This window comes from Pseudomonas anatoliensis, from assembly GCF_017976235.1.
GTDB lineage: Bacteria > Pseudomonadota > Gammaproteobacteria > Pseudomonadales > Pseudomonadaceae > Aquipseudomonas > Aquipseudomonas anatoliensis.
The window spans coordinates 107,070-119,885 of record NZ_JACVHC010000006.1; the positions used below are offsets into that span (position 1 = coordinate 107,070).

The following is a 12,816-nucleotide window of genomic DNA, read 5'->3' on the forward strand; positions in this document are numbered from 1 at the left end:
AGACGTCCGCGGTTTTTCGCGGGCTTCCGGCAGGCTCCCAGCCTCAAGTTTTATCTGGATACACGTTTTACCCTGGACAGGCGTTGGGCCGATTCCCGACATTGCCCAAGAATTTCGCAAGAAACCAGTTCCCCAAGAGCCACAAAGAAGGTAGGACACCGTGAACCCGGTAATCAAAAAATTCCAGTTCGGTCAATCGACCGTTACCCTCGAGACAGGCCGTATCGCCCGTCAAGCCTCCGGCGCAGTGCTGGTTACTGTTGATGACGACGTGACCGTATTGGTGACCGTTGTTGGCGCCAAGCACGCTGACCCAAGCAAAGGCTTCTTCCCTCTTTCCGTTCACTACCAGGAAAAGACTTACGCTGCCGGTAAGATCCCTGGCGGTTTCTTCAAGCGCGAAGGCCGTCCTTCCGAGAAAGAAACCCTGACTTCCCGACTGATCGACCGTCCGATCCGTCCGCTGTTCCCAGAAGGTTTCATGAACGAAGTGCAGGTTGTCTGCACCGTCGTTTCCACCAGCAAGAAGACCGATCCGGACGTCGCTGCGATGATCGGTACCTCGGCTGCCCTGGCCATCTCCGGTATTCCTTTCGATGGCCCGATCGGCGCTGCCCGTGTTGCTTTCCACGAAAGCACCGGCTACCTGCTGAACCCGACTTACGAGCAACAGAAAGCATCGAGCCTGGACATGGTCGTTGCCGGTACCTCGGAAGCCGTGTTGATGGTTGAATCGGAAGCCAAAGAGCTGACCGAAGACCAGATGCTGGGCGCTGTACTGTTTGCTCACGACGAGTTCCAGGTTGTGATCAACGCTGTTAAAGAACTGGCTGCTGAAGCTGCCAAGCCTACCTGGGCCTGGGCTCCACAAGCCGAAGCGACTGAACTGCTGGGCGCTATCCGCTCCGAGTTCGGCGCTGCGATCTCCGACGCCTACACCATCACCGTCAAGGCCGACCGTTATGCTCGCCTGGGCGAGTTGAAGGATCAGGTTGTGGCCAAGCTGTCCGGTGAAGAAGGCCAGCCTTCGTCCAGCGACGTCAAAGCTGCATTCGGCGAAATCGAATACCGCACCGTTCGCGAAAACATCGTAAACGGCAAGCCACGTATCGACGGTCGCGACACCAAAACCGTACGTCCGCTGAACATCGAAGTCGGCGTTCTGCCGAAGACTCACGGTTCGGCTTTGTTCACCCGTGGTGAAACCCAGGCTCTGGTAGTCGCGACTCTGGGTACTGCCCGTGACGCACAGCTGCTGGACACCCTGGAAGGCGAGAAAAAAGACCCGTTCATGCTGCACTACAACTTCCCTCCGTTCTCGGTGGGCGAGTGCGGTCGCATGGGTGGTGCTGGTCGTCGCGAAATCGGTCACGGCCGTCTGGCCCGTCGTTCGATTTCCGCCATGCTGCCAGCCGCTGACGTGTTCCCGTACACCATCCGCGTGGTTTCGGAAATCACCGAATCGAACGGTTCGAGCTCGATGGCTTCCGTGTGCGGCGCTTCCCTGGCTCTGATGGACGCTGGTGTGCCGATGAAGGCACCGGTTGCCGGTATCGCCATGGGTCTGGTTAAAGAAGGCGAGAAGTTCGCCATCCTGACCGACATCCTCGGTGACGAAGACCACCTGGGCGACATGGACTTCAAAGTAGCGGGTACCGCCAAAGGTGTTACCGCGCTGCAGATGGACATCAAGATCAAGGGCATCACCGAAGAGATCATGGAAATCGCTCTGGGCCAAGCCCTGGAAGCGCGCCTGAACATCCTCGGCCAGATGAACCAGATCATTGGTCAGTCGCGTACCGAGCTGTCGGAAAATGCTCCGACCATGATCGCGATGAAAATCGACACCGACAAGATCCGTGACGTTATCGGTAAAGGTGGCGCGACCATCCGTGCGATCTGCGAAGAAACCAAGGCTTCGATCGATATCGAAGACGACGGTTCGATCAAGATCTTCGGCGAAACCAAGGAAGCTGCTGAAGCTGCACGTCAGCGCGTTCTGGGCATCACCGCTGAAGCCGAGATCGGCAAGATCTACGTCGGCAAGGTTGAGCGCATCGTCGACTTCGGCGCATTCGTCAACATCCTGCCAGGCAAGGACGGTCTGGTTCACATCTCGATGCTGAGCGACGCTCGCGTAGAGAAAGTGACCGACATCCTGAAAGAAGGCCAGGAAGTGGAAGTACTGGTACTGGACGTGGACAACCGCGGCCGTATCAAGCTGTCCATCAAAGACGTGGCAGCGGCCAAGGCTTCGGGCGTTTAATCACCCCAAAGCTTTAGCGCAATAAAAATGCCCCGCCGTGAAAACGGCGGGGCATTTTTTTGTCTGTGGAAAACCATAAAAAATCGCAGCCTGCGGTGAGCCGTGCAGGCGCTGCGAACTTTGCGTTTGTGAAAACCGGTGCTAGGTTTAGCTCACCGCCCGTGTAGCTCAGCCGGTAGAGCAGCGCACTCGTAACGCGAAGGTCGCAGGTTCGATTCCTGTCTCGGGCACGATCCCCCTTTATTTCACCTTGCGGCTCAGATCCTCGACAGTACGTTTGAGCTGGTCCATCGCTCTGTCCTGATCGTTGATCTTCTGCTTCAGGTTCGAAATCTCACTGCTGCTCGAATTGGAGCTTGAGCCACTGTTGCGCTTGAGCTCTTCAACCTGGCGGCCGAGAGTATCCAGCTCACGATCCTGTTCTTTGACCTTATTCTTCAAATCGTCGAGTTCTTTGCCGCTGGAACTGGAACTGGAGCCGCTGCTGCGCTTGAGTTCTTCGATCTGGCGCGATTGATCGCTGATGGTGTCACGCATCTTTTTCAGTTCATCGATGCTGATGTCACTTCGGATAACGACGTCTTTGCCGTAATCGTTATGAATCAGAGAAACCTTGTCGCCATAGGACGGACTGCTGTTGCTCAACTCAACAGCCATTGCGCTTGCCGGCAACGCTAGAGCGGCGATCAGAGCAGTCGTGGACACAACAGAAGAAATTTTCAAAAAGCTGCGCATCACTGGTTTTCCTTGTGAACAGCGGATGTGTGCCGAAGTGGCACATCGCTATGACCGAGGATCGGCATTTATGTTCCGCAGGTCAGCTTTTTGTGAGAGAGATGTAAAGAGCCGTGTAATTCCTCATGCAAACGTCCTATATTCGGTGCCTGCATGAGCATCGCCCTGCAGTTTTCAGATGATCCCGAATGGTTCCGAAGGCCGGACAATCCGCGTCAGAGAGATCCTTGATGATCCAGATCCATCTTCCATTCCTATGATCAACGAGAACGACATGACCGAATTAACTCAAGAGCAACGCCACGAACAAGCGCTGGAAAAATACATTCTGGACGTGCCCGACCTGAAGGAAGAGATCAAGGACTTGAGTCCCGATGATCAGAAAGATCAGATCCAGTGGGCGTTCGAAGATGAAGCTGAAGCCCAGGGTTTGCAGCCGTGGGAGCTGACACTCAAGTACACGAGCACGCCGGAGGAGTTCGAGGCCCAGCGCCTTGTTCTGCACAAAGAGGCCGCTGAGGTGCTGGGCGTCGAGTGGCAAGAATACTGCGAGATGAACAATCTCGTCGTTTGACGAGAGCTACCAGCTCCAGGCCGTAAGCTACAAGTCAAAGCGCAACAGCTTTGGCTTGCAGCTTGCAGCTCTGGACTTGCCGCTGCTGTTTAAAGGCTGAGACGCATCGACAGGTCTACCGCCTTCACATCCTTGGTCATCGCCCCAATCGAGATGTAATCCACCCCGGTCTCGGCGATTGGCAATAGCGTGTTTTCGTTGATGCCGCCGCTGGCCTCCAGTTTTGCCTTGCCGCCGTTCAGGCGCACGGCTTCGCGCATGTCGTCCAGGCTCAGTTCGTCAAGCATGATGATGTCGGCACCGGCCTCTAGCGCTTCCTTCAGCTCTTGCAGACTTTCCACTTCGATTTCCACCGGTTTGCCCGGGGCTATCTTGTGCGCCGCGGCAATGGCTTGCGCGATGCCACCGCTGGCAGCGATGTGGTTTTCCTTGATCAGGAACGCGTCGTACAGGCCGATGCGATGGTTATGGCAACCGCCACAGGTCACGGCGTATTTCTGCGCCAGACGCAGGCCTGGCAAGGTTTTGCGGGTGTCGAGAAGCTTGACCTGAGTCTCGCCCACGAAGTCTGCCAAATACTGTGCGCGAGTCGCCACACCGGAAAGCAATTGCAGGAAGTTCAGGGCGCTGCGTTCACCGGTGAGCAACGAACGGGCCGGGCCTTCCAGATGGAACAGTGGCTGATTGGGTTTTACCCGCTGGCCATCGACTACCTGCCAATGCACCGCCACCCGTGGATCGAGCTGGCGAAACACCGCATCGACCCAAGCCGTGCCGCAGATAACGGCGTCGTCGCGAGTAATGATGGTGGCTTTGGCCAGACGTTCGGCCGGGATCAGTTGCGCGGTGATGTCGCCGCTGCCGATGTCTTCGAGCAACGCACGGCGCACGTTGGCTTCGATTTCGGCGGTCAAATCGGCGAGACGTAGATTCGGCATAACGGGCTCCACAAACAAAGTGATTCGATTATAGGGGCATGGCGCGAGCCAACCCAAGGCAAGAACTTGCGTGCCTGTCTGCATCTGGTCGATTTCTTTGAGCAAACCCTGTTGGGGCGTGGTCAGTTGAGGGGGATCGGGCGGGCATAGGGGAAACCCTGACGCCTATGGCGCTGGGGACATCTTTTGCAAGATAATCCGCCTTGCATTTGACGTCATAGGCTTGACGTCTATTTGGGGCCCAACTTGTAGGACTTTTTGGAGCGATTCCCTTCTGTCTCTGATTGCAATGTTTACTGACATTGCGCTATCGCGAGCAGGCTCACTCCTACAGGGGTTCGCTGTTTCGGCCCAAAAGAAGAATCACCGTTTCAGGAGGCTTGGATGCACAACGACGGGAAAGTGGTGCCTTTGTACAAGGCGTCTGCCGATCAGGCGAATCACTCGCCGCTCGCCCGCCTGCCTGTGATTCTGCTTCAGGTTCGCGACAAGGCTGCCCAGCAACTGCGCCACGGGTTGCAGGAGCTGTTCGATAATGCCGACGACACCCTGTTCGAAATGGCTGACCGGGCACGCAACGACGTTGAGCAGAACATCTTTTTTGAAGCGATGCGCGACTTGCGCCTCAAACGCAAAAACATCGAGCGCGGCTTTCTCGAGCAGTTCTGCGAAGCCTTTGTCGGCCTCACTCAATACCAACCCGCGCACAACACGCTGCCGCACCCGTTGCTGTTCGAAGACTGCGCGCCGCGCACCGACGACATGGAACGCACCGTCGCCGTGGAGACCATGGTCGGCCGCGTGCTCAAGCGTGATGGCTTCGCCTTGGGGCAACTGACCGCGCGCCTCAACGCATTGCTGGATAATTCCTTTGCCGATCAACACAACCCCCTCGGCCCGGCGCTGCTCTGTGAGTTCTTTTTGCAGGCCGGCCGTAATCTGGGCGTTGAGATCAAGGTCAAGCTGATCCTGCTCAAGCTGTTCGAGCGCTATGTGCTGGCCGACACCGAACAGTTATATTCCGAAGCCAATCAGTTGCTCAGCGCCACCGGCGTGTTGCCCGAGCTGAAACCGGCCCCGGCGCGACGCGCGATTGATCGTGCGGCGGCCAGTATCAGTCGCGAAGAAAGTGCCGAGCCCGTAACGGCGGACGAGAGTGTCCAGGAAGTTTTCGCTGCGTTGCAGGAGTTGCTGCTGAACGTGCGCGGCAGTGTTGCGCCGAGCCTCGAATCAGGCGCCTCTGCCCAGCCGATCAGCACGCGCGACCTGCTGCGCCTGCTCTCGCATTTGCAGCAATATGTGCCGGCGCTGGCGGCGCAGGACGATTTCGACCTGCGTAACCAGCTCGAACAACTGCTGACGCGGGTCAGCGTCAGAACTGGCAAGTCGCGGATCGTCGGAGGCGCTGATGAGGATGTGATCAACCTGATCGCCATGGTCTTCGACTGCATCCTCGAAGACCGCAATCTGCCGGACTCGCTCAAGGCCTTGATCGCCCGCTTGCAGATTCCGATGCTCAAGGTCGCGGTACTCGACAAGAGTTTCTTCAGTCGCAGCAGCCACCCGGCGCGGCGTCTGCTCAATGAAATCGCCGATGCGGCCATGGGCTGGGGCGATTGTGACGGTGAGGCGCGCGACAGTCTGTATCTGCGCATCGAGCAAGTGGTGCAGCGCCTGCTGACCGATTTTGTCGATGATCCGGCGATATTTTCTGAACTGCTCGCTGACTTCCTCGCTTTCACCAGTGATCAGCGTCGGCGCAGCGAACTCCTTGAGCAACGTCTGCGCGATGCGGAAGAGGGGCGGGCGAAAACCGAGCTGGCGCGGCGACGCGTCGAGCATGCGTTGAATCTGGCTCTGTTGGGCAAAGTCCTGCCGCCGTCAGTGGTGACCTTCGTGCAAGACGCCTGGAGCAAGGTGTTGCTGCTGACCTGCCTCAAACATGGCGACCAGTCCGCCGAATGGCAGGCTGATGTGCAGACCATGGAGCAACTCATCTGGAGTGTTCAGCGCCACGACGATGCTGAAGCTGGCATGCGTCTGCTGGCGCTGGTACCGGGGTTGCTGAAATCGTTGCGCGATGGCCTGACCCGCTGCGCATTCGATCCGTTTGCCACCAGCGAATTTTTCGCTGAGCTGGAAACGCTGCATGTGCGCGTGCTTGAGCGTACCGGTGAGTCTGCTCAGGCCGAGGCGCCGGCGATGATCGAGGTGTCGCAGCAGATCGTCTTGGCAATGGCGCAAGAGGGTGAGTCGGCGCTGACCTCGGTACGTCTGTCCCATCACGACGTTGGCCTGCAGCAGGTGGCTCAATTGCATCTGGGCAGTTGGGTTGCGTTTAAGGAAGACGAGGAAAACACCCTGCGCTGCAAGCTCGCGGCAATTATTGAAGCGACGGGCAAGTACGTGTTTGTCGACCGTACCGGCATGAAAGTGCTGGAGCGCAGTCGCATCGGTCTGGCGCTTGAGTTCCAGCGTGGTGCGGTGCGTGCGCTGGACGACACCTTGTTGTTCGATCGGGCGCTTGAGTCGGTGTTGGGCAATTTGCGGCGACTCAATCGCGCCAAGTGATCGCGCGCCGGGGGCTGATCACGGCATACTGGGCGCCAACACAGTCGGCGTTGAAGGAATCGGTATGCAGTTGGATCCCGCTAGCGGGTGGTGTCACGGGGTGCAAGCTTGCCCATCGCCCAACTTCAATGAGCGCCCTGCGGGCGAAATCTCCCTGTTGGTTATCCACAACATCAGCCTGCCGCCGGCGCAGTTCGCCACCGGCAAGGTGCAGGAATTTTTCCAGAATCGTCTGGATGTCACCGAACATCCCTACTTTGCGGGGATTGCCGACTTACGGGTCTCGGCGCATTTTCTGATTGAACGTGACGGCAAGGTCACTCAGTTTGTCTCCTGTCTTGAGCGGGCGTGGCATGCGGGTGTGTCGATTTTTGAAGGGCGCGAAACCTGTAACGATTTTTCCGTGGGCATTGAGCTCGAAGGCACCGATGATCTGCCGTTCACCGATGCGCAGTATCAGGCGTTGACGGCGCTAACCCGTCAGTTGCAGACAGCATTTCCGGCTATCACCGGCGCCCGCATTTGCGGGCACAGCGACATTGCACCCGGGCGCAAGACCGATCCTGGCCCGGCATTCGACTGGGCGCGTTACCGCGCGGCCCTGGCACAAGAGGAAGGACAATGAGTTTTCTGGTGTTACTGCTGGCGCTCTGGATCGAGAAATTCTCGGCCCTGCGCCATCGGGTTCAACGCGATGGCGGATGGATTCGCGAACTGAACAAACTCGAAACCAGCGAGCGACTGGCCAAACAGCCCTGGCTGGTACTGACGATTCTGGTGCTGCTGCCGGTGGCGTTGCTGGCCCTGTTGCTGGTGGTGCTGGAGCCGGTGGCGTACGGCTTGCTGGCTCTGCCGGTGCATTTGCTGGTGGTGATTTATAGCCTGGGGCGCGGCGATTTGCTCGGCGGTCTCGGGCCGTTTCGTGATGCCTGGCGGCGTGAGGATCTGCAAGCCGCGGCGCATGTGGCCAAGCGCGATCTGAATATCTGCGCCGACAGCGGCGAGCAATTGCTCGATCGAGTGCAGGAGCATTTGTTGTGGCAGGCCTATCAAAGCTTCTTCGCCGTGATCTTCTGGTATTTCCTGCTCGGTCCGGTGGCGGCACTGGCCTATCGCTTGTTGGCGCTGGCCCAGGAGCACGGTCAGAACCCGGCGCTGGTCGAACGTGCCGCGCAACTGCGCCATGCCTTTGACTGGGTGCCGGTGCGTCTGTTGGCGGCGAGTTTTGCCTTGGTCGGCAACTTCGTTGCGGTCAGCCGGGTGATGCTGCATGAACTGCTGAACTGGAACATCAGCGCTGCGCAGCTTATTAACAAGGTCGGATTGGCCGCGGGGGAGATCCCGCCGCCGACGGTCGGCCCGGAAGGCGTCAACACCCTCGACTGCCTGTGGGAATTGCTGCTGCGCGCGGCGGTTTTGTGGTATGCCGGGTTCGCCTTGTGGACAGTACTGATTCACTGATTCCTGTCTGAAGATCAAAAGATCGCAGCCTGCGGCAGCTCCTACTTTTGGGTCTGTGTTTCCTGGAGGAGCTGCCGAAGGCTGCGATCTTTTTTGTCGTTAACCTTAAGTTACAAAACCTCCCTTCGATTTGAGCTATACAGAGATGGCGTCCGATAGTGGCTATCTGCTGTCCCCGCGCGCCTGCCAATAAAAACAAGAAAAACCAAAGGGAGACTTCCAGTGAAGAGCTTGCTCTATCCCGCCGTCTCGCTGATGAACCGTCTGAGCTTCGGCATGAAGTTCAGCCTGATCAGCGTGCTGTTTCTGGTGCCGATGCTGGTGACCAATTTCTATCTGGTGCGCGATTCCTATCGTGAATTCCAGGGCACCCGGGTCGAGCTGCAAAGCCTTGATCTGCTCGGCAGTAGCCTGAGCCTGCGCCGCGATCTGGAAACCCTCAACAATCTGGTACAGATCAACGTCACCCTCGGCCAGTCCGGCAAGGCGGGCAACGTCGAATCGCAGATCACCAGCCTCGAACAAGCCGTACTGACACGCCTGCAAGGCCTGGCGGCAATGACCGACGACCCCGAACAGATCAAGGTGTTCGACGGCAAGCGCGATGAAATGATTGCTGCGTTCAAGGCCCAGCAAGCGGAAAACTCTCTGCAAAGCAAAAGTGCGTTGATCGGCAAATTGTTGGCCAGTGCGCAGATTTTCAGCCAGATCATCACCAGTCAGGCCGGTCTGAGTCGCGACAATCAGGGCGACATCCGTCAACTCAGCGAACTCGTCACCCTGATCACGCCGACTGTGACGCAAACCCTCGGTGAAGGCCGGGCCATGGGTTCGTATTCACTGGGGCAGGGTTTCCTCAACAGTTCGTCGAGCACCCGTTTTGACGAATTACTGGTGCAGATCGAAAAGCTCCAGGCCGAATACGCCTTGAAACTGCAGGACGCCCTCGGCTCCAGCAAAGCCGCGCACGAAACGCTCAGCGCTTCGGCTGACATTAGTAAGATCTCGTTGAAGCAGGCGAGCGAACTCTTCGAAGAACAAGTGGTGATGGCCGACACGCTCGATGCACCGTGGCAGGCGTTTTACGACCAGACCACCGCACTCATTGACAAGACCTACCAGCTCAACGAAGCCACCCTGAAATTCCTCGACACGCAATTACAGCAGCGCCTGACGCAAAACCGCACGCACATGGTCTTGCAGGCTGTGGCGCTGTCGGTGGTGTTCGTGCTGATTTTCTATCTGTATGGCGGGTTTTACGCGTCGACCCGCACCACCCTCAAGCGCCTCGGCGCGATGATGGACAAGGTCGCGGCTGGCGACATGACCGTCAACTTCAAGGCCAGCAGCCGCGATGAATTGGGCGAGTTGGGCGAAGTGTTCAACGGCACGGTAAAGAAGATTCACGACTTGATTGAACGGGTCGGGCAGACCGTTGGCGAAGTTGAACGACAGGCCGGGCAAGTGGAAAGTGTGTCGGCGCAAAGCAATCTGGCTGTTGCCGGGCAACGCTCGCAGATCGAGCAAGTGGCCACGGCCATGAACCAGATGTCGGCGACGTCTCTTGAGGTGGCGCGCAGCGCTGCAGCGGCGGTGAGCAGCGCCCACAGCGTGAATGACGAAACCATCAGCGGTCGTGGTCTGGTGGAGTCGCAGCAGGGCAGCATCGCGGCGTTGGCCAGCGAGATCGATCAGTCAGTGCTGGTGATCAACCAATTGGCCAGTGACAGCCAGGCGATCAGCCGTGTTCTGGAAGTGATCAAAAGTATCGCCGAGCAAACCAACCTGCTGGCGCTCAACGCGGCGATTGAAGCGGCGCGTGCAGGTGAGCAGGGACGCGGTTTTGCGGTGGTGGCGGACGAAGTGCGCACGCTGGCCAAACGCACCCAGCAATCGACCGAAGAAATCGAACAGATGATCGCCAGACTGCACGGCGGCGTGGGGGCGGCGGTCAAGGCGATGGGCATCAGCCATCAGATGGCCAATGGCACGGTCGGGCAGTCGGAAAAGGTTCAGCAGGCGCTGGAAAATATCCTTGGCGCCGTCGGAATGATCGTTGATCAGAACCAGCAAATTGCCGCTGCGGTCGAGCAGCAGACGGCAGTTGCCCATGACATCGACCAGAACATCGTCGAGATCAACCGTGCAGGCGAGCGCACGGCGCAGGGGGCGCACCAGACTGAAGACGCGAGTCGCGCACTGTCCGCCCAGGTCGTGGAACTCAAACAACTGATCAGCGCCTTCCGCGTGTAGGGCATACACAAATCCCGTGTAGGAGCTGCGGCACGCTGCGATCTTTTGATCTTGATCTTGATCTTGTTCCTGGAAACCCAGGATCAAAAGATCGCAGCGTGCCGCAGCTCCTACAGGGATTTTTATTACCAGCCGAACACGGCGCAGCTGTTGGCGGTGCTGGCTGCGGCAAGTTGTTGAGGGGAGATATTCATCAGCTCGGCGAGCGCCGCACAAATCGCCGGCAAGTGCGCCGGGCTGTTGCGCACTCCGGGGAACATTGCGGGCGCCATGTCCGGCGAATCGGTTTCCAGCACGATCGAATCCAGTGGCAAATCCGCCAGTACCCGATGCATGCGCAGCGCCTGCGGCCAGGTCGGCGCGCCGCCCAGCCCCAGTTTGAAACCGAGTTTGATGTATTCCCGTGCTTCCTCACGGCTGCCGGCGAACGCGTGGATGATCCCGGCCCGCTTCAAACGAAAACGCTTGAGCGTGGCAATCACTGCCGCGTGACTGCGCCGCACATGGATCAGCGCCGGCAAATCGAAATCCGCCGCCAGTTGCAGTTGCGCGTCGAACAACGCCTGTTGCCGCTCGCGGTCCAGCGTTTCGATGAAGTAATCCAGACCAATCTCGCCCACTGCACACAACTGCCGATGGCCGCGCAATCGCGTCAGCCAATCGCCGAGGGTGTGTAAATCTTCGGGGCGATGCTGATCCAGATACACCGGATGCAAGCCGAACGCCGCGTACAGATCCGAATCGCTCTGCACCAGATCCCACACCCGCTGCCAGTTACCTTCATAGACGCCCAGCACCACCATCCGCCGCACCCCAAGGGCGCGGCTTTCGGCCAGCAGCGCAGAGCGATCGGCGTCGAAGTCGGGAAAATCCAGGTGGGTGTGGCTGTCGATCAGCTCCACGGATCAGTCCCGGTGAATACGCTGCTTGAAGGTCCGCGCAATCGCTTGCACGCCAGGCTGGTATTGCGACTGCTCGACAGCGGCCAATGCCAGTTCCAGCGCCTTGTCGGCGATCAGTTGATGCTGCTGGGCCATGGCGTTGACCGGCAGTGGCAGGAAGTCGAGCAGTTGTGTGTCACCAAACGTGCCGAGGCGCAGCGGCCGTGACTTGAGCGGGAAGTCATGCAGCGCATCGAACACTCCCTGCAACAACACGTAGGAAGTGGTTACCAGTGCGTCCGGCAAATGCCCCAGACGTTGCAGGAGTTCTTCCATCAATTGCTTGCCGCAGTCACGACTGAAGGACTCGGCGTGCTCGACCAGCACTTCGCCTTTGAAATCGACGAGGGCCTGTCTGAAACCGGCGGCACGTTCCTGGCTGATGCTCAGTTCCGGGCGCGCGCCGAGCAGCACGATCTGTTTTAGCTGCGGGTCGAGCAGGCTCTGGGTCAGATGCAGACTGGCCTCGCGGTCGTCGCTGATCACCGAACAAAAATGCTCCGGCTCCATGACCCGGTCGATGGCGATGATCGGCAGCCCCTTGGCCTGCAACTGAAGATAGCTGTCATCACCGGGTGGCAGACAACTGGCGACGATCAGCGCATCACAACGGCGCGCCTTGAACAGTTGCAGCAGTTTGCGCTCGCTGTCCGGCGCATCGTCGGAACTGGCGATCAGCAACTGATAGCCGCGCGCCCGCGCACCTTGCTCCAGCAGCTTGGCGATCCGCGCGTAGCTGGGGTTTTCCAGATCCGGCAGGATAAAACCCAACGTGCGGGTATGCCGGCTGCGTAGCCCGGCCGCTTGTGGGTTGGGCGTAAAGCCGTGCAGATCGACCACCGCGCGCACCCGCTCGACGGTCGCGGTGCTGATGCGTTGCTGTTCGGCCTTGCCGTTGATGACGTAGCTCGCGGTGGTCACGGACACTCCGGCCAACCGCGCGATATCACTGAGTTTCAACTCGGGATTTCCTTGTTATTTCGAGCATGCCGCGAGATTTTCGCCAATCCTACCCGATAAGGGCAGGCGACTTATTGTCTACGCGCATCCGACAAGTTGGACTTCAAGGATGAGACA

10 protein-coding genes and 1 tRNA gene are annotated in these 12,816 nt (G+C 58.6%); 7 read left to right on the forward strand and 4 right to left on the reverse strand.

Features of this window, described 5'->3' with window-relative positions; genetic code table 11:
* Nucleotides 1–160 precede the first annotated feature (160 nt).
* Nucleotides 161–2,266, forward strand: coding sequence for a polyribonucleotide nucleotidyltransferase (gene pnp, locus ICA16_RS20145; RefSeq protein WP_150604090.1), 2,106 nt, complete (start codon nt 161–163; stop codon nt 2,264–2,266).
* 157 nt (nt 2,267–2,423) lie between these two features.
* A tRNA-Thr gene (locus ICA16_RS20150) sits at nt 2,424–2,496 on the forward strand.
* Between the two features lie 10 nt (nt 2,497–2,506).
* On the opposite strand, the gene ICA16_RS20155 is transcribed toward ICA16_RS20150, so the two are convergent.
* The gene (locus ICA16_RS20155; protein WP_210554500.1) at nt 2,507–3,001 is read right to left on the reverse strand and encodes a hypothetical protein; all 495 of its coding nucleotides are present in this window, start codon (nt 2,999–3,001) and stop codon (nt 2,507–2,509) included.
* A gap of 274 nt (nt 3,002–3,275) precedes the next feature.
* On the opposite strand from ICA16_RS20155, the gene ICA16_RS20160 reads away from it, so the two are divergent.
* A complete protein-coding gene (locus ICA16_RS20160) occupies nt 3,276–3,575 on the forward strand; it encodes a DUF6388 family protein (protein WP_150595087.1) in 300 nt (99 codons plus the stop codon).
* Between the two features lie 89 nt (nt 3,576–3,664).
* Here ICA16_RS20160 and nadC read toward each other — a convergent pair whose 3' ends face one another.
* Nucleotides 3,665–4,513, reverse strand: a complete 849-nt coding sequence (gene nadC, locus ICA16_RS20165) for a carboxylating nicotinate-nucleotide diphosphorylase (RefSeq protein ID WP_150604086.1) — start codon at nt 4,511–4,513, stop codon at nt 3,665–3,667.
* 384 nt (nt 4,514–4,897) lie between these two features.
* Here nadC and ICA16_RS20170 point away from each other — a divergent pair, with 384 nt between their 5' ends.
* The 4 genes from ICA16_RS20170 (at nt 4,898) to ICA16_RS20185 (ending at nt 10,798) form a co-directional block, all read left to right on the forward strand.
* Complete coding sequence (locus ICA16_RS20170) at nt 4,898–7,084, forward strand: DUF1631 domain-containing protein (RefSeq protein WP_210701356.1); 2,187 nt, start codon at nt 4,898–4,900, stop codon at nt 7,082–7,084.
* A 64-nt stretch (nt 7,085–7,148) separates the two neighbouring features.
* On the forward strand, nt 7,149–7,709 hold the full coding sequence (ampD, locus tag ICA16_RS20175) for a 1,6-anhydro-N-acetylmuramyl-L-alanine amidase AmpD (protein WP_150604084.1): 561 nt from the start codon (nt 7,149–7,151) through the stop codon (nt 7,707–7,709).
* Nucleotides 7,706–8,545 (forward strand): regulatory signaling modulator protein AmpE, encoded by an 840-nt coding sequence (ampE, locus tag ICA16_RS20180; protein ID WP_042557603.1) that lies wholly within the window; start codon nt 7,706–7,708, stop codon nt 8,543–8,545. Before ampD ends, ampE begins: the two co-directional genes overlap by 4 nt.
* Before the next feature lie 222 nt (nt 8,546–8,767).
* Complete coding sequence (locus tag ICA16_RS20185; protein WP_210701357.1) at nt 8,768–10,798, forward strand: methyl-accepting chemotaxis protein; 2,031 nt, start codon at nt 8,768–8,770, stop codon at nt 10,796–10,798.
* A 125-nt stretch (nt 10,799–10,923) separates the two neighbouring features.
* Here the strand turns inward: ICA16_RS20185 and ICA16_RS20190 are convergent, their stop codons facing one another.
* Together ICA16_RS20190 and cra are read right to left on the reverse strand one after the other, a co-directional pair.
* Nucleotides 10,924–11,700, reverse strand: coding sequence for a TatD family hydrolase (locus ICA16_RS20190; RefSeq protein ID WP_150604082.1), 777 nt, complete (start codon nt 11,698–11,700; stop codon nt 10,924–10,926).
* A 3-nt stretch (nt 11,701–11,703) separates the two neighbouring features.
* Nucleotides 11,704–12,699: a catabolite repressor/activator gene (gene cra / locus ICA16_RS20195; protein ID WP_150604081.1), complete on the reverse strand. Its 996-nt coding sequence runs from the start codon at nt 12,697–12,699 to the stop codon at nt 11,704–11,706.
* Between the last annotated feature and the right edge of the window lie 117 nt (nt 12,700–12,816).